The following is a 16,773-nucleotide window of genomic DNA, read 5'->3' as shown; positions in this document are numbered from 1 at the left end:
CCAGTCGCCAGTCGCTATCCGCCAGTTGCCAGTCGCCAGTCGCTATCCGCTATCCGCCAGTTGCCAGTCGCCAGAAACTAGCTATTTTCAATCTGACTTGTGCTAGATCTAACTATAAGCTGCGCTGGAATGGTAATGTATTTGCAGTTTTCGCTTAAATAGTCGCCATTAATCAAAGACAAAGTTATTTTTGCTGCGCTTTCTGCCATCTCAACAGGGTCTTGACGAATGGTTGTTAGACCCGTTTCTCTTGCGTAGAAACTATCGTCAAAGCCAATAATTGAAACGTCTCCAGGAGTACTGTAGCCACTTCTAGAAAGCTGGAACATAAGCGGAATTGCTATTGCATCTTCTTGGCAGGCGATTGCCGTTGGAACGTTTGCATTGCTTAAAAGCGAAGAAACGATTGAGCTTATGCGGTCGGCGCCTTCGGGTGCTGCGATTTCTGTAGGAGTAATGCCGTTAATTTTGCATTCGTCAATAAAAGAATGGTAGCGCTGCAAAACGCTAAAATGCAGGGAAATATCGCGGTTTGTGCGAATGTAGGCAATGTTTTTGTGACCCAGTCCAATAAGATGACGCGCCATAAGCCTAGCACCTTGATCGTCATCTATGTTAATAGTTGCGTCAAAGTTGCAATCCAAAGGATTCAGGCAATTTATTCCCAAAACTGGCACGCCAGTGGCCTTTAGCGAATCAACTTCCTCTTTGTTTACATCGAATGAGCAAACAATTACGGCATCCGCATTTCTGCGCGTAGGGAGCATGTTAAAGAATTCCGCGCGCTCTTGGCTGCTGGATATTTGGAAGATTGAAAGGTCGTAGCCAGCTGGGTGAAGAACTTGATTTAGGCCTTGCATAATAGACGCAGTAAACCACAGTCGCATGCTGCCGCTAATAAGAAGCGCAACTCTTAGCGTTCTTCCAGATTTTAAAGCAGCCGCGGAACGCGATATTGAAAAGTTTAGTTTTTCGGCAATAGTCAACACTTTGTTGCGGGTTGCTGCAGAAACCAGGTCTGGGCGTGTAAACGAGCGTGAAACAGTAGATACTGATACGTGCGCTTGGTTGGCAACGTCTTGAATATTAGCCGGCATGTGAACTCCTTTATTCGCACAGCAAAATATTGCGTCAATATCTTCATTAATATTGCTAAAACATCTGCAAAGTTAGTGTACAAGCGGTGTAGCATATGTGATTTGCATCTGCTTAATTTGCGCTTATTACACAAACGTTTGCAATACGAACAATAATAGCAGGTTTTGCCGTAAAATCGCCAAAAATTAGGATTTTTTTCACATTTTATTTTTAGTATATTTTGCTGCGACATGCAAAAAAATGACAACGTTTGACATTGCTGTTGCATGTAGTAATATAAAAGTATTGGTTCGGGCGCGGCTGCTCGTTCAGTGACGTACTCAAGGAGGAGAAAGTGACGAATTATGATTAATATGAGTGGAAAGGCAATACGCAAGTGGTGGGCGTTATTTGCTCTGCCAACATTTGCCGCTTTTGTAATTGGCTTTTTAGTGCCATTTGTAATGGGCGTGTATCTTAGCTTTACTAAGTTCCACACTGTTACCGACGGAAAGTTTGTTGGAATACGCAATTATCGCAAGGCTTTGCGCGACCCACACTTCCTTCATTCGTTAATATTTACAACGGCTTTTACGATTGTAACAACAATTGTTATTAATGTTATTGCATTCGCAATTGCCTACATGCTTACAAAAAAGTTTAAAGGATCCAACCTGTTCCGCACAGTGTTCTTTATGCCAAATTTGATTGGCGGCATTGTTTTGGGCTACGTTTGGCAGGTAGTGCTTAATGGCATCTTGGGTTATTTTGGCCGCGCTATTACCTATTCTGCAACGTACGGATTCTGGGGCATGGTTCTTTTGATATGCTGGCAGCAAATCGGCTATATGATGATTATTTACATTGCAGGTTTGCAGGCGCTTCCAGGAGACGTTATTGAGGCTGCTGCTGTTGACGGCGCAAGCCCAGCTCAAACGCTGTTTAAGATTACGATTCCTCTTATGATGCCTTCTATTACGGTTTGCACGTTCTTAACTGTTACAAACGGATTCAAGCTATTCGATCAGAACTTGGCATTGACTAATGGTGCTCCTTCTAGAAAGTCGGAGATGCTTGCGTTGAACATCTTTAACACGTTCTATGGAAGGATTAACGGCGAAGGTGTTGGCCAGGCAAAGGCAGTTATATTCTTTATTATCGTTGCCGTTATTGCCTTGGTTCAGAACAAGTTGGCAACATCTAAGGAGGTGGCAGCATGAACGAGAAGGCTAAGCATCCAGTACTTTGGACCACGCTCTTTTCTATAGTGAGCTTGCTGTGGATTTTCCCAATTGCGTTAGTATTTATGAACTCCTTTAAGTCAAAGGTGTATATTGCTAGCGAGCCATTTTCGTTTACTCCAAAGTCGTTTATTGGCTTTGACAACTACGTTCTTGGCATTAATCGCACCAACTTGCTTATGAGCTTCTGGTGGACGATTGTGGTAACAGTTGGCGCCGTAATTTTGATTCTGCTTTGCACTTCTATGTGCGCTTGGTGGATTGTGCGCGTAAATAACTGGGCTGCAAAGCTGCTTTATGTGTTGTTCTTGTTCAACATGATTGTGCCATTCCAAATGGTTATGTTCACACTTTCCAACATCACTACAAAGCTTGGATTGAACACCCCTTGGGGCTTGTGGATTATCTACCTTGGATTTGGCGCAGGTTTGGCTGTGTTTATTTTCACGGGCGTTGTAAAGGGCATTCCTCAAGAGTTGGAAGAGTCTGCAATGATTGATGGCGCTTCTGTGCCACGCATATTCTTCCAGATTATTGTTCCGATTATGAGGCCAGCGATTATATCCGTTTCTATCTTGCAAACAATGTGGATTTGGAACGACTTCCTTCTTCCTTACCTCACTTTGGATTTGAACAAGTACAAGACGGTTTCTATTGCAGTTCAATATTTGAAGGGCGGCTATGGTTCCGTTGAAATGGGTGCCATGATGGGCTGCTTGGTTATGGCAATTGTTCCAATCATAGTCTTCTACCTAATCTGCCAGAAGTACATTATTAAAGGTGTTATGGCTGGTGCGGTAAAGGGCTGAGATTTTTTCTCCTTCGAATCTCGGCATCTAGCGATGGTGGTTGCACGCGTCTGCAGCCACCATCATTTATATTTAATCATTTATATTTATCTCATTATTTATATTTATAATGTACTGTTGGTTAAGATTGCGTTTAAATGCGCACATTAGGCAGGAGTGGTTGTAATGATTTCTTTTGGAAGCCCTGATTCAAAGTTTGCACAAGGAATGGAATCGTTTGCAGATGCGGTCTGGCTTACTGTTTTAATGATTATTACAAGTATTCCGCTTATAACAATTGGTGCTTCTATTACAGCCGCTCACGAAACTGCCAGAAGAATTGAGCGTGGCGAGGCGCATACAACAGCAATCTACTTTAAGTCTTTTAAGAATAATTTTGTTAAGGCCACCATTATTTGGGCTATTTTAGGGCCACTTTTAGCGCTGATTGTGTGGTCTTGGATTTTCTTGCAACTCACTCCGCTTTTAATAATAAAGTTTGCGATTAGCATTTTGTGGATTATTGTTGCGCAGTGGGTTTTTGCTCTGCAAGCGCGTTTTGAAAACTCCATTGGCCGAACTCTTATTAACTCGCTGATTTTTGGTGTGAGCTATGTGGCAACCACTTTTATGATGTTTTTGCTTGATTGCGTGTTCTTTGCTCTTGTGTATCTTTCGCTAAAGTATTTTTTGCAGGGATTGCCGCTGCTGATTTTGCTTGGATGGGGATCTTTGATTATGCTTCACACGCCGCTTTTGGAGCGCGTGTTTGCTAAGTATGTTGCGGCTAACCGCGATTAGAGGTTAGCGATTTAAGCGGCTAATATGTTAGTGAGGCGAGCATCGCCATAGACGCTCGCCTCACTTAGGACATCAAAAGCGTGGTGCGTAAAATGGTGTCTACAAGCCATCCTACGCACCACGCGGAGAGGGAAGAAGTTACTTGCATGAGCAACTTTATGTATTACTAGTATACCTCTAATTGCTCTATTTGCAAAGCTTTTTTAACCTTTCTTTTTACTTTTTTGATGGTAATTTTACTGTTGTTTTGGGTTATTGGTTAAATTTTTTCACCATTCATGATTTTGGCCATGGAAAGCACTCGTGGAGACTTAAAAACATCGCCTGTGTGAACAACATTGCCATCTTTGTCTGCAAGAGGTATGCGCCAATTTGGATACTCCGTACTGGTTCCAGGCTGATTCTGCGAACGCTTCTCTCCAACAGCATCTACAAGTGCCACTTGCAAAAGCAAAGATGGGGAAGTGCGCATAATCGCATGCAGGGCTTCTACGATTTCTTGCACGTGATCTTCCACATGTTCGGCCGCATCCTTGCTAATCCAGCCGCCGTCCAAAAGCATCTTCATCATGGCGTCTCGCTCAGCGCTAGCAGCCTTTTGGAAGCTTTCTACAGAATCGGTAAGCAGGTGCAACTCTTCGCGAATCTTAACGTGTTCAAACTCAAGGTAGCCTGCAGTAGGAGGCATATCGTGAGTAGTAACAGAAGCCAAAGCGTATTCGCGGTAGGTAGAAGGATTTGCAAATATGATTTCCTTCTTTCCAGCCTTCTTAGCGGCCTTTTCGGCTTCATCATTGTGTGTAAACCATTCAACAACCGTTCCAAGAATGCCGTGAGAAGCAAGAACTTTAGAAACGTACGCTGGAACAGTGCCAAGGTCTTCGCCAATCACCAATCCGCCTGCGCGTGTGGCCTCAATGCTAAGAACAGCAAGCATGGCGTCAACATTGTAGTAAACGTAAGCGCCGTTCTTTGCGCCCTGACCGCGTGGAATCCACCAAAGACGGAAAAGTCCAAGCACGTGGTCAATGCGAACCGCGCCAGCGTGCAAGAACACGTTGTGAACCATGTCTCGGTAGGCAATGTAGCCAGTTTCGTCTAAGTAATTAGGGTCAAATGGAGGCTGACCCCAATCCTGGCCCTGCTGGTTGTAGAAGTCTGGAGGAGCGCCAACGCTAACGCCATTAGCAAAGCGCTCTGGGCTCCACCACACATCTGCGCCGTATCCGTGTACGCCAACTGCCATGTCTTGCATAAGGCCAATCGCCATTCCAGCGGCCTTTGCCTCGGCGTGAGCGGCTGCAACCTGCTCGTCTGCAATCCACTGAAGCCAGCGGTGGAATTCAAGCAAATCGGCGTGTTCGCTTCTAAGCGTGTCAATCTGAGGAGTGCCTTTGCCAGTGGTGTCAAACCAAAGATTATCTCCCCAAGGAGCGCCCCAAACCTCAAAGGCCACGCACCAGGTGGCAAAAGCATCTAAATCTGCGCCAGAACGAGCCTTAAAGTCTGCGAATTCCTGCTCGCGCTCGGCGCTTCTAGGCTGCTTAAAAATAAGCCTTAATGCTGGAAGTTTTGCGTTCCACGCGGCGTTAATATCCATTGGATTTGGATTATCGTTAAGCGCTTCCACGCCCGCGTGCAAAATTTCTACCTCTTTGCGCTGGCTTTCGCTAAGCTGCGCGTACTCTGGAATATCTTGTGGGCGAATGTACGTAACGTTTAAGAACCTGCGCGATTCTGGCAAGTAAGGCGAAGGCTCCAAAGGTGCCACTGGCGCGCACGCATGAATTGGGTTTATAAGCATAAAGTCGGCTTTGCCAATGCTTCCAGCGTCTTTAAGTAGCCTGCGCAAATCGCCATAATCGCCAACGCCCCAAGATTCTTTTGATCGCACGGAGTAAAGCTGAGTCATGTAGCCCCAGCGATGGCGTTCCTTAACGCTTTGTGGAAGTGGGATTTTTGCTGGCGCGCAAATCAAAGTTGACTGCGCATGAGCAATGGTTTTGCCATTTTTATCTTCTACTTTTGCAAGAAGAGTGTGGTATCCCATTGGCAAGTCTTGCGGAATCGCAAGCGTTAGGCCGTCTTCTTTGCTGTTTTCAAATCTGTTTAGAGGCTCTTCGTATTGCGACCCATCTTCTAGCGTAAGCGTTATGTGAATTTTTTCTGGGCTGCTTGTGGCTTCTTCAGCGTGAATAGGAACAATCGTTTTTGTGCCGCTAAAGCACACCACGGTTGGCGGCAACAGCTCGCTATTGCGCTTTTCTTGAACGCTTTTTAGCGAATTTTCAATGTTTTCGCTTGTGTTTGCAGGGTAGCCCAGGGCGTCTAGAACGCCTACAAGCGCTTCGTCCGTAATCTCTGTGTAGTCGCCTAGTTGGTCTATGTAGAAAGTTGCGACTCCGCATGCTTTTGCAAGTTTAATTAGTGGGCGAGCAAGTCTTTCTGCGCTTTCTTCTACGGGCACAGGCGTGGCAGCCCTTGTTTTGCCATTGTCTGTTGTGCTCATGATGCTCCTTTGTTAATCGTGGCACGTGTACGAGCATCGAATTTGTTGCAAACGATGCTAAAAAGTGCGGGCTCTCAACACATCGCTGGATTGAGGCACGCTCTAAGCAACAATTATATTAAGTATTGACATCGTTTGCAATATTGGCGATTTTGGGCGATTTTAGTGAGAATAAGCAAAAACCGCAGAAGGTTAAATGCCAACTGCGGTTTTATTTGCAATATTTAAAACGACTACTTGCGGCGGACTCGCATAAAGTGCCAACCAGCGCCGATTGCGCCGATTGCAGCAATTATGCTTCCTGCAACAGCTGCGATTAGCGTTGTGTTGTTGCCAGCGGTCTGCGCGCCGTTGTTTGCGCCAGATGCCTGAGCGCTTTTATCGCTGCTCTTGGAATCTTCGTTATTTGACTCTTCGTTTTTGTTGCTCTTGGAGTCTGCGGAATCCGTCTGGCTTTCGGAGCTAGCGGAATCGGAAGAATCTGCGGAGTTTGCGGAGCTAGCGGAATCCTTTGCGTTGTTGCTCTTAGCTGAGTTGCTGGAGCCTGCGCTCTTTGCGGCGCCTGCAGCGGAGGATGCAGAAGAGGCAGAAGACGTGGCGGATGCAGAAGATGCAGAAGCGTTGCCTGCATTGCTTGCAGCCTGATTTGCTTGTGCTTTCTGTGCGCCTGCAGAAGCCTTATTTGCTGCAGGAACTACTGCAGGGGCAGATTCGCCAGCAGCCTGAGTGCCCAACTTTTCTAAGGCCTGGGCATCTAGAATACCGTTTTCGTACGCTTTGCCAGCTGCAGCGTAGTGGCTATTTGTGCGTGAGTTGCTGCCAGATTCTTTGACTGCATGAGCTTCTACCTGTGGGGCAGCCTGTGGAGCATCAACGCGTGGAGCCTGTGGTTCCGCTGCCTGTCCCTCGGCGTGATTCTGCTCTGGCTGCTGTGGAGCAGGGGCAGCTGGAGCATGGTTTTGATTCTGCTTTGTCTTTAGCGCGTTTTCGGCCTTTGAAAGAGAAGCTGTAAGTTTATTTAAAGCACTGCTTAGCTTAGTTTTTGCGCCATCAATATCTGAGCTGTATTGATTAATTGATTTGTTGGTTTCAGCAGAAAGAAAATCTGTACTATTTAGCCTTTTTCTGAAGCTTTCACTGTTTCCACTGTTTAGAGTCTTTAAAGATTTCTCAATTTCTTTTTTAATCTCTTCTATTTCGTTTTTTAGTGCAGCGAATTTGTTTTTTGCTTCACCAAAATCAGTTTCTACGCTTTCAAATTCTTTTTGAGCTTTTTCTACTCTATCTTTAGCTTCATTTACAGCTTTTATAGCAGATTCAATCTTTTCTTTAGTTCCATTTTCTGCATTATCAACTTCTGTTGAAGCTTTTTGGGATGCATCGTCAGCCGTATCTGCGTTTTGCTTTGCTGCTTCTAATTTTTTCTCAAATTCGGTTGTGATAATAGGATTTTGTTTAAGATTGTTAAGTTTAGATATAATCTTTTGCAAATTTGCTTCTATTTGCGCGTCTGTATTTTCTGATGCGCCATCTGCTTGAGTCTTGCTGGCAGCATCGCCTTGCGGATCAACAGTAACAACTTCGCTTACGCGGTCAAAGCTTTCGCCAGTTTGTGCGTCAGAAGAAGTCTGCGCTGGAGTAGAAACCACGGTGTTGTCTTGCGTCAAGGTTGTAGTAGCCTCTGTGGATGCGTTTGCAATTCCAATACTTCCAATAAGTACCAAAGAGCTAGCTCCCAAAGAGATGGCGGCTGCAATCTTAGCGTTCATATTTACCTCATTCTTCAAATCATTTAGGTTTGGGGGGTGGGGATATTTGTTTAATTATCAAGTTGTAAGATCAAAGCGCTAACTGTTTATTAAGTTTTGCGTCTCTGTCTTGTTACTGAACTTTCTCCTCTCCGCCATCGCGAATATACGCAAGGGGGGTATAAAGTCTAAAAATGATTCTAGCAGAACAGCAGGAATAATTCGCTCACTTTGGCAATTTATAAGGAACAATTAAGGAAATTACAAGGTTTTGCCTTTAAAAAATAATCCCGACTTTGTTTCCAAATCACAAGAATAAGGGAACAAAATCGGGATAAAATGCGATTCGCGCGATTAAAACTCGAGCAATTAAGCGCGCTTGTTGCTTAACACAACAAAAGTACGCGGAGGCACATGAACCGCACGCGGATCGCCGTTATCATCGCAAAGCATTGCCGCGCGGCTACCAGAGTCGTGCCCCGTCCACTTAGCAAAATACTCGCTGGAGTCCAACACACAGCGCCACGGTCTTGCAGATTTAGCAGGCAAATCAACCGTTGCAGCTGCATCTTTCATAGGATTTGCGCATACAATCAAGTCGCTTCCAATTTGCTCCGCAAGAATGGAGTTATCGGATGCCGTAAGGCGAGTGTGCTGAGCATCGTAGAAATCAGCATTCTTAGCGCGAAGTTTTATAAGCGCACTATACCAGTCCACAAGCGGCTGGAATCGCTTAGCTCTAGACCAATCAAGCTGGTTCATAGCAACTCCGCGATTATAGGAATTATCGCAACCGTGCTTAGTGCGGCCAAACTCTTCACCGCCAAGCATAAATGGCATTCCGGCGGAGCACAAAATTATGCCAGCGCTAAGAATGTTAGCGCTGAAGATGTCTGCAACACTGTTTGGATCACTTGCGTCAAAATCGCAGCTAGACGCGTTATCGCGCATAGAAATACACAGCTTATCCCACAAAGTCAAATCGTCGTGAGCAGAAATATACTGCACAATCTGGCCAACACTCTTGCCTGCGCAAGGCATACCACGCCAGCCATTAAACGCGTTTCGCACAGGATCCGCCGTCCAAAACTCGTTGCCGTTTACATAGCCGCGGTCGTGGTGATCCATAACATTGCCCTTAAGCGTGTCTCTAGATTCGTCACTAAACCAGCCGATTCTAGAATCAAGGAAGCCGCGCCCCGCTTTATCTCCCATAGGGCAGTCATCGCCAACAGCTGCAGCGGCCGCGCCCCACGGCTCGCCATACATAAGAATATCTTTGCCGCCATCAAGCTTATCTAGTTCTGCGCGAATCATGTTTAAAGTTTCCGCGTCTGTTAAGCCCATAAGGTCAAATCTAAAACCATCCACATGGTAGCAGCGCGCCCAATGCAAAATAGACTCAATCATAAAACGCCTAAACATTGGGTGGTCGGAAGCCATTTCGTTTCCGCAGCCCGATCCGTTTGCAAATCCGCCGTCATCCTTGCGTCTGCAGAAGTAGCCAGGAGCAACGCTTTCAAACGCGTTTGACGCAGCCTCAAACATGTGATTATAAACAACATCCATCACTACGCGCATGCCATTCTTGTGCAAAGCGCCAATCATTGCCTTGCACTCGCGGATTCTTGCCGTGCCATCGTACGGATTGCTGGAGTATGCGCCTTCTGGCACGTTGTACGCGTGAGGATCGTAGCCCCAGTTGTAAAGCGAATCAACGCTTTCGCCATCTTTGCGCGCGGCATAAATCGCAGCTTCGTCCACAGTTGCAAAATCGTAGATTGGCATTAGTTGAACGTGCGTTACGCCAAGTTTTTTAAGATAGTCGATTCCAGTAGGGAAGTGCTCGTCGCCATCTAAAGTCGTATGCGAATCTGTAAAAGCAAGATACTGACCGCGGTGTTCTGGCTTAAATCCGCCATTAGGATTGCTACTAAAGTCTTCAACGTGCATCTCCCACATAACAGTTGCATGGCGCACAAATTCTGGCGATTTGTCTTTGTGCCAGCCTGCAGGAGACACGCGATCTTCGTCAATAACAAGGCTGCGCTCGCCATTTACGCCGCTAGCAACGCCCCACGGGTCGCTTGTTCGATTTACTGTTCCGTCTGCAAAAGTAACAAGAAAGTCGTAGTAAACGCCATCTAGCCTCTGCAGTATTGACGTTCTCCATGCTCCGTCGCGCAATGGCTTCAAATCGCGTGTTTTAAACGGTTCGCTGTTGTTTCCTGTTTCAAAAAGTCGCAGTGTTACGCACGATGCTGTTGGCGCCCAAAGCGTAAATGTGGTCGATTTTTCGTTAAGCGAGAATCCGAGCTGCCCCGAATAAACTGGCCATTGTGTTGAAGATGGGAGCGTCATGAATATATCCTTTTATATTTTTTAAAGTATTGAGCAGAAAATGAAGGCCGAAACGCTTTTAACGTTCGGCCCCCATTTTTCAAACCCCACAATTGCTGCAGAGTTTACTATCCCTTAACAGAGCCAGACATCGACTCTTCGTAGAATCGTTGCATAACAATGAACAGGATTGCGATTGGAATGGAAACGCACACAGCTCCAGCGGAGAATCGTGCGAACCAGTGATTAATGTATTCTCTCTGCAACATTTGGTACAAGCCCAAAGCCACAGTGTAGTTATCTTGGGTACGAGCAATCGTCTTAACAAGAACGAAGTCGAGCCATGGACCCAAGAAGCTAACAATAGCCTGGAACACAATCATAGGCTTGCAGATTGGAAGAATAATCTTATAGAATACTTGCCAAGTTGTGCAGCCATCCAAGTAGGCGGCCTCGTCCAAAGACTTTGGAATCGTATCCATATAACCCTTCATAACGTAGAAGCCCATGCCGCTACCAGCAGAGTAAACGATAATCAGGGAAATAAGAACAACAGAGCCATTCGTCAATCCAAAAGCCTTCAAAATGAAGTAGATAGCAATAACTGCCATGATGCCTGGGAACATACCAAGAATCAAAGCAATGTTCATAAATGTCTTACGACCGCGGAAACGCAAGCGAGACATGCAGAACGCTACTACAAGCACGAAGAACAGAGAGATAATGCACACGAAAATAGACACAATCAAGGTGTTTAAGAACATGCGTGGGAAGTCAAGAACTTCTCGCTCAGTAAACAGCTGAATGTAGTTGTTAAACGTGTACTTAGTTGGGAAGAACGTTGTCTGGTATGGAGCGGTGTTTTGGTTAAAGCTTTCCAAGAACACCCATGCGATTGGCGCGAGCCAAATAATAGACATAATAATCAGGAAGATATGAGTGATGATATCTCCGATTATGCGGCGCACGCGCTGATCGCGCCAGAATGGAACGCTGCGTGTACTATGCACAGTTTGTTCGCTTTGCATAAGATCCTTCTTATTACTCACCGGAATCCCTCCTCATTCTTGTAGGAGCCAGAGTTGCGGTATGTTATCAAAGCAACAATCGCAAGCACAATGAATGTCATAATGCCGATTACCGCGCCCATGCTGTAGTTATCTTTATCAACCGTAAGCTTGTACAGCCAGGTGATGAGCAAATCAGTCTTACCTGCCGAAGAGCCGATTGGTGTTGGCTCGCCGCCAGACAAGAGGTAAATAACGTTGAAGTTGTTAACATTGCCAGTGAACGTTGTAATTAAGTATGGAGTCATAACAAAGAAGATGTATGGCATAGTAACGTTCATAAAGCGCTGCCACCAGCTTGCACCGTCAAGTTCTGCTGCTTCGTAAAGTTCTGCTGGAACATTCTGCAAAATACCAGTGATTTGCATGATTGTGTAAGGAATACCAACCCAAAGGTTGATGAGAATAACGGTAACCCTTGCCCAAGTAGCATCCTGGAAGAATGGCAGTGGAGAATGAATCCAGCCAGAAGAGATAAGAAGGCGGTTAATGGCGCCATCTCTTTGAAGCATGCTGTGCATAACAAGCAAAGACACAAATTGTGGAACTGCGATTGTAAGCGAGAAGCAGATGCGCCACAAGCTCTTAAGGCGGGTAGTGCGTCTGTTAATAATCATTGCCATAAACATGCCAAAGAAGAAGTTCAAGAACGTAGCGAAGAAGGCCCAAACAAGGGTCCAAATCAAAACATCGAAGAAGATTCCAGCATTAATGGTTCCAGTTGTGTTTCCAAGAATCTTAACAAAGTTGTCTAAACCAACCCAGTGGAAAAGAAGCGTGTGATCACGGTCGTAGTTTGTAAATGCCATTGAAATCATGAATGCTAATGGCAATACCGTAAACAGAACAATTCCAGCGGTTGGAAGAGTCATAAAACCAACGTGTGCGTGGCGGTCGAGCAAAGATTCAACATCTTTAACAAAGGTGATAGGCTTTTCTCCGCGCTTTACAAAGGATTGAGCCTTGTATGCGCTGCGCAAAGATAAAGTAGCCAAATAAACTAAAACAATAATTGCTGCAATGCTCATAACGCCATACAGCAAAATCTCAACAGAATTATCTCCAGCAACGTAGTGCCAGAAGCCGTTAATCTTTACTCTGCCTTGCTTTCTAGTGCCGAGAGTACCGAATTTTGGCAGATATTCCGCGCCAGTTGTGGCCAAGAAGGCAAGAACTCCAGCCTCGCATAGAAGAAATACGAGACCTTTCACGTACTGTTTGCGAACGAAGTTACCAAAACCAAAGATAATTATCGAAACCCAAGACAGTGCGTCTGCGTGCTTTACAGCCTCCTGTAATGAGTATTGCGAAGGAGCCACAAATTCATCGGCAGAAGGTGCCTTCTTTCGCTTCCCTCGCTTGGTGGATGTCGTGCCAGTCATGACATGCCTTTCCGTAAAATTGTGGGGCTTATACAAGCAAAGAACGCCCCGCCCCGATTTATTGTCTTAGGGGAGCGGGGCGTCCTTGCCGTGTTTTTCTAAACAAGAATTTGAGTTTAGAAAATAGTTTGTAAGTTAGTACTTAGTAGTGCTAATACTTACTGATTTCGCTACTTCTTAAGAGCTTCCTCAAAGCCCTTCTGGAAGTCTGCAATCTTTGCAGCGGCGTTACCGTCGTTGACTTCCTTGTTGGCCAATGCAGTGCCGAAGGTCTTCATTGGATCCCAGAAGGCACCCATTTCTGGAACGGTTGGCTGCAAAACAGAGGTGTTAGCAATGGTGTTCATCTGAGCAACAGCGGCTGGGTTATCCTTAACAAGATCGCTCAAAGCCTTAGCAACTGGGATGTCGCCGTGAAGCTTGTACATCTGCTCCTGGGATTCCTTAGAACCGAGGAATGCAGCGAACTTAGCGGCCATCTCTGGAGCCTTGGAGTTAGGGTTGTAAGCAACAGCCTTGGAGCCAGCGAAGGACTTCATCTGGTGCTCGCCGTCTTCGGACTTAAACTTTGGAAGCTGAGCAGCAGCGTAGTTGTCGCCCAAAGCCTTCTTTACGTCGCCAGCATCCCAAGAGCCAGAGAAGTAAGCGTCAACAGTGTGGTTCTTAATACCAGACAAGCCAGCGCCGTCGCCATCCATTACAAAGTTCTTGTTCTGAATGAGCTTTGCAACATACTTAGTGATTTCGGCAGCCTTGTCACCAATCTTGATGCCGGCCTTGCCGTCGTTGCTCTTCTCGCCGAAGAGGGTCATGTTGCCATCAAGGTAGAAGCCTGGAAGGTACCAAGCGTTGCTAATATCGAAAGCAACCTTGCCCTTTTCGAGCATCTTATCGAGGGACTTAACGTCTTCGTCGGTGAACTTGGACTTATCGTAGTACATGAACCAAGTGTTGCCCATGTATGGAACGCCATAGAGCTTGCCGTCCTGAGCGGTTACAGACTGGATGATGGTCTCATCGTTGTCTTCCTTAACCTGCTTGGCAGCGTCGTCGCTCAACTCGCCAATTGCGTTTGCCTTTACCAAGTCGCCGAGCTGATCGTTAGGGAACAGGTAAACGTCGGCAGCGGCCTTAGCGTCTTGCTTAACTGTCTTAGCAGCATCTGGTGGTGCAACAACAGCGTTCTTAAAAGTAACTTCTGGGTGATCCTTCTGGAAGGCTTTCTCCATAGCTTGAATCCAGCCGCCAGCCTTCTGATCTTCGGAAGAAGACCATACGGTGAGCTTTACTGGGTTTGACTTGCTGCTGGAGCCAGCATTGGTGCTAGAACCGCATGCGGCAAATCCAAACATAGTGGCGATTGCGAGGCCTGCGCCCAGCACTTTCTTCATATTCGTCATCCTTGACCTCCTATATCATGCCAGCTTGGCATGTTCTTTGGTGGCATAGTAACAAATTTCATGTGGCGCAACTTCGACGTTTCTCTGCGTTTTTGCAGCGTCACATTTGTTGTTGAAATCTGTTTATAAGCAATGTGTAGTATACACGTATATATTGTAGTTGGCAAATCATGTTGTGTGCTATTGGAAAAATTTCCGATAAAGCCGATTGTTGTTGATAAAAAGTCGTATTTTATTTTGTAAATCAGCAAATTTATCGGAATTTTATTTTGATTGGTTGCGCTTTGACCTGCCTTTGCGCCTGTGTTTGTTTCTTTTTGCCCGTGTTTGTTTACGTTTTGGGTCAAATTGGGAACAAATGCAGGAACACATGCCCGCGTTTGTTTCTTTTTGCCCGTGTTTGTTTACGTTTTGGGTCAAATTGGGAACAAATGCAGGAACACATGCCCGCGTTTGTTTCTTTTTGCCCGTGTTTGTTCCCATTTTTGGTGTTTTGGGGAACAAATGCGGGAAAGTGAATAGTAAAATAGGATTAGACAAGTCACGACGAAAGATAAGTCAAAATAAAAGACAAGATAAGACAAAAGACAAGACAAGTCACGCCAATAAAACGGGGGAAATATGCAAAACGAACATGCACAATGGCTGCGCGACGCCGTATTCTACGAAATCTACCCACAAAGCTTCTACGATTCAAACGGCGACGGAATCGGCGATATTCCAGGCATAATCGAAAAGCTTGACTACGTAAAGTCGCTTGGCTGCAACGCAATCTGGTTAAATCCTTGCTACGATTCGCCATTTAAAGACGCGGGCTACGATGTTCGCGACTACAAAAAAGTGGCAGCGCGCTACGGCACAAACGAGGATTTGCAGCGTCTTTTTAGTGAGGCGCACAATCGCGGAATGCACATTCTGCTAGACCTTGTTCCAGGGCACACAAGCGAGGAGCACGAGTGGTTTAAGCAAAGCTCGCGCGCGCAAGAAAACGAGTTTAGCAAGCGATATATATGGACAGATAGCGCGTTTAGCGGCTATTCCATGCCGTTTATTGGCGGCGAAAGTGAGCGAGATGCCACGTATATTCTTAACTTCTTTAAGTGCCAGCCAGCGTTAAATTACGGTTTTGCGCATAGGGATCGCGCGTGGCAATCCGCGCCAGATTCCGCGGAGGCTGCGCAAACGCGTGCCGCAATGGTTGATGTTATGCGATTCTGGCTTGCACTCGGTGCGGATGGATTCCGCGTAGATATGGCGGATTCGCTTGTAAAAAACGACGACAACAATGGCCCGGGAAGTCTTGGAAAAGACAACACGATTCGCGCATGGCAAGAAATGCTGGGTACTGTAAAGGCCGAGTATCCGCAGGCTGCTTTCGTTTCGGAGTGGGGCAGGCCGCGTCAGGCGCTGGCTGCTGGGTTCGACATGGACTTCTATTTGAATTGGCGCTGGGATGGGCAGCCAAACGGTTATGCGCGCTTGGCTAGAGATGTGGATAATGCGCTAGATAGCAATCCCGAGCACGATCACAGCTACTTTAACGCGCGCGGCGGCGGCAGTATTTGCCCATTTTTAGACGATTATTGCCCACAGTATGAGGCCACTTGCGGCGAGGGTTACTTTAGTTTTATAACGTGCAATCACGATACTCCGCGCCTGGCTCCGCGATTAAGCGAGCGCGAAAGGCGGATTGCGTTTGGCATGATTCTTACAATGCCAGGCGTGCCGTTTGTGTATTACGGCGACGAAATCGGCATGAAATACCGCGACATTCCTACAAAAGAGGGCGGTTATGCGCGCACGGGCACGCGTACGCCAATGCAGTGGGATGATTCTAAGAATTTTGGATTCTCCACGGCTGCAAAGTCGAAGTTGTACCTGCCTGTTGAGGAGCGCGCGGATGGGAGGACTTGCGCAAACTCGCGCAAGCAGGCCGTGCAAAGTGGCGAGATTCCAACGGTTTTGGGTCAGGATCAGAATGGTGATTCGCTGCTTAACTGGGTGCGCGCGCTGATTTCTTTGCGTCACGAATGCGCGGCGTTGCATGCGGATGCCACTTGGCGAGTGTTGCACGCGCCTGTGGATGGTCGCAGTTTTGCGTACGAGCGATGCGCGGCTGGCGCGGATGGCGTGGATGGCGAATCCTCTACAGAACGAATCATTGTGGCTATGAATCCTGGATTAAACGAGGAGACGATTGCGCTTAGCGCGCTTGCAGGGCTTACGCCAGAGGCGATTTTGCAGCCGCGGATTTCGATTGGAGCGGTTGCTTGCGATTCTTCCGCGCTTAAACTCGGCGCACAGTCCTTTGCCGTGTTCCGACTTGCATGATCGCTTAAAGCGTAGCGCGTGGATGGCGTTCTTGCTTTTGTTTCTTTTTTCCTGCGTTTGTTTCCAAAATCGGCCAAAATGGGAACAAA

General features: G+C 46.5%; 11 protein-coding genes. 4 read left to right on the top strand and 7 right to left on the bottom strand.

The genetic code is table 11. From position 1 onward, the window contains the following. Positions 1 to 77 precede the first annotated feature (77 nt). Positions 78 to 1,097, bottom strand: coding sequence for a LacI family DNA-binding transcriptional regulator (locus HMPREF3216_RS00390; RefSeq protein WP_060786445.1), 1,020 nt, complete (start codon positions 1,095 to 1,097; stop codon positions 78 to 80). A 345-nt stretch (positions 1,098 to 1,442) separates the two neighbouring features. On the opposite strand from HMPREF3216_RS00390, the gene HMPREF3216_RS00385 reads away from it, so the two are divergent. The 3 genes from HMPREF3216_RS00385 to HMPREF3216_RS00375 all read left to right on the top strand — a co-directional run bounded on the left by HMPREF3216_RS00385 (position 1,443) and on the right by HMPREF3216_RS00375 (position 3,907). Then, positions 1,443 to 2,297 carry a carbohydrate ABC transporter permease gene (locus HMPREF3216_RS00385; protein ID WP_060786444.1) on the top strand — a complete coding sequence of 285 codons (855 nt, stop codon included), beginning with the start codon at positions 1,443 to 1,445 and terminating at the stop codon, positions 2,295 to 2,297. After that, on the top strand, positions 2,294 to 3,127 hold the full coding sequence (locus HMPREF3216_RS00380; RefSeq protein WP_060786443.1) for a carbohydrate ABC transporter permease: 834 nt from the start codon (positions 2,294 to 2,296) through the stop codon (positions 3,125 to 3,127). The genes HMPREF3216_RS00385 and HMPREF3216_RS00380 overlap by 4 nt, the downstream gene beginning before the upstream one ends. A 165-nt stretch (positions 3,128 to 3,292) precedes the next feature. After that, on the top strand, positions 3,293 to 3,907 hold the full coding sequence (locus tag HMPREF3216_RS00375) for a DUF624 domain-containing protein (RefSeq protein ID WP_060786442.1): 615 nt from the start codon (positions 3,293 to 3,295) through the stop codon (positions 3,905 to 3,907). Positions 3,908 to 4,166: 259 nt separating this feature from the next. On the opposite strand, the gene malQ is transcribed toward HMPREF3216_RS00375, so the two are convergent. From malQ to HMPREF3216_RS00345, 6 genes are all read right to left on the bottom strand, one after another. Then, positions 4,167 to 6,416: a 4-alpha-glucanotransferase gene (malQ, locus tag HMPREF3216_RS00370; RefSeq protein WP_060786441.1), complete on the bottom strand. Its 2,250-nt coding sequence runs from the start codon at positions 6,414 to 6,416 to the stop codon at positions 4,167 to 4,169. Positions 6,417 to 6,649: 233 nt separating this feature from the next. Further along, the gene (locus HMPREF3216_RS00365; protein WP_060786440.1) at positions 6,650 to 8,185 is read right to left on the bottom strand and encodes a hypothetical protein; all 1,536 of its coding nucleotides are present in this window, start codon (positions 8,183 to 8,185) and stop codon (positions 6,650 to 6,652) included. Positions 8,186 to 8,533: 348 nt separating this feature from the next. Beyond that, positions 8,534 to 10,525 (bottom strand): type I pullulanase, encoded by a 1,992-nt coding sequence (pulA, locus tag HMPREF3216_RS00360; protein WP_060786439.1) that lies wholly within the window; start codon positions 10,523 to 10,525, stop codon positions 8,534 to 8,536. A gap of 107 nt (positions 10,526 to 10,632) precedes the next feature. Next, complete coding sequence (locus tag HMPREF3216_RS00355; protein WP_081090867.1) at positions 10,633 to 11,553, bottom strand: sugar ABC transporter permease; 921 nt, start codon at positions 11,551 to 11,553, stop codon at positions 10,633 to 10,635. Then, positions 11,550 to 12,953, bottom strand: coding sequence for a carbohydrate ABC transporter permease (locus HMPREF3216_RS00350; RefSeq protein WP_060786438.1), 1,404 nt, complete (start codon positions 12,951 to 12,953; stop codon positions 11,550 to 11,552). The genes HMPREF3216_RS00355 and HMPREF3216_RS00350 overlap by 4 nt, the downstream gene beginning before the upstream one ends. A gap of 170 nt (positions 12,954 to 13,123) precedes the next feature. Continuing rightward, positions 13,124 to 14,353, bottom strand: a complete 1,230-nt coding sequence (locus tag HMPREF3216_RS00345) for an extracellular solute-binding protein (RefSeq protein ID WP_060786437.1) — start codon at positions 14,351 to 14,353, stop codon at positions 13,124 to 13,126. Between the two features lie 621 nt (positions 14,354 to 14,974). Between HMPREF3216_RS00345 and HMPREF3216_RS00335 the strand changes: the two genes are divergently transcribed. After that, positions 14,975 to 16,684 (top strand): alpha-amylase family glycosyl hydrolase, encoded by a 1,710-nt coding sequence (locus HMPREF3216_RS00335; protein WP_060786435.1) that lies wholly within the window; start codon positions 14,975 to 14,977, stop codon positions 16,682 to 16,684. Positions 16,685 to 16,773 lie beyond the last annotated feature (89 nt).

Origin of the sequence: Gardnerella vaginalis, from assembly GCF_001546455.1 — a bacterium.
GTDB lineage: Bacteria > Actinomycetota > Actinomycetes > Actinomycetales > Bifidobacteriaceae > Bifidobacterium > Bifidobacterium vaginale_B.
Note: the sequence above shows the minus strand (reverse complement) of the source record. Positions and strands in the feature narration are given on the sequence as shown.

What these genes read in the sequence shown, in the direction of transcription:
- HMPREF3216_RS00380 (WP_060786443.1), top strand. Translation starts at nt 2,294, where the DNA reads ATGAACGAGAAGGCTAAGCATCCAGTACTTTGGACCACGCTCTTTTCT.
- HMPREF3216_RS00385 (WP_060786444.1), top strand. Translation starts at nt 1,443, where the DNA reads ATGATTAATATGAGTGGAAAGGCAATACGCAAGTGGTGGGCGTTATTT.
- malQ (WP_060786441.1), bottom strand. Translation starts at nt 6,416, where the DNA reads ATGAGCACAACAGACAATGGCAAAACAAGGGCTGCCACGCCTGTGCCC.
- HMPREF3216_RS00390 (WP_060786445.1), bottom strand. Translation starts at nt 1,097, where the DNA reads ATGCCGGCTAATATTCAAGACGTTGCCAACCAAGCGCACGTATCAGTA.
- pulA (WP_060786439.1), bottom strand. Translation starts at nt 10,525, where the DNA reads ATGACGCTCCCATCTTCAACACAATGGCCAGTTTATTCGGGGCAGCTC.
- HMPREF3216_RS00335 (WP_060786435.1), top strand. Translation starts at nt 14,975, where the DNA reads ATGCAAAACGAACATGCACAATGGCTGCGCGACGCCGTATTCTACGAA.
- HMPREF3216_RS00375 (WP_060786442.1), top strand. Translation starts at nt 3,293, where the DNA reads ATGATTTCTTTTGGAAGCCCTGATTCAAAGTTTGCACAAGGAATGGAA.
- HMPREF3216_RS00350 (WP_060786438.1), bottom strand. Translation starts at nt 12,953, where the DNA reads ATGACTGGCACGACATCCACCAAGCGAGGGAAGCGAAAGAAGGCACCT.
- HMPREF3216_RS00365 (WP_060786440.1), bottom strand. Translation starts at nt 8,185, where the DNA reads ATGAACGCTAAGATTGCAGCCGCCATCTCTTTGGGAGCTAGCTCTTTG.
- HMPREF3216_RS00345 (WP_060786437.1), bottom strand. Translation starts at nt 14,353, where the DNA reads ATGACGAATATGAAGAAAGTGCTGGGCGCAGGCCTCGCAATCGCCACT.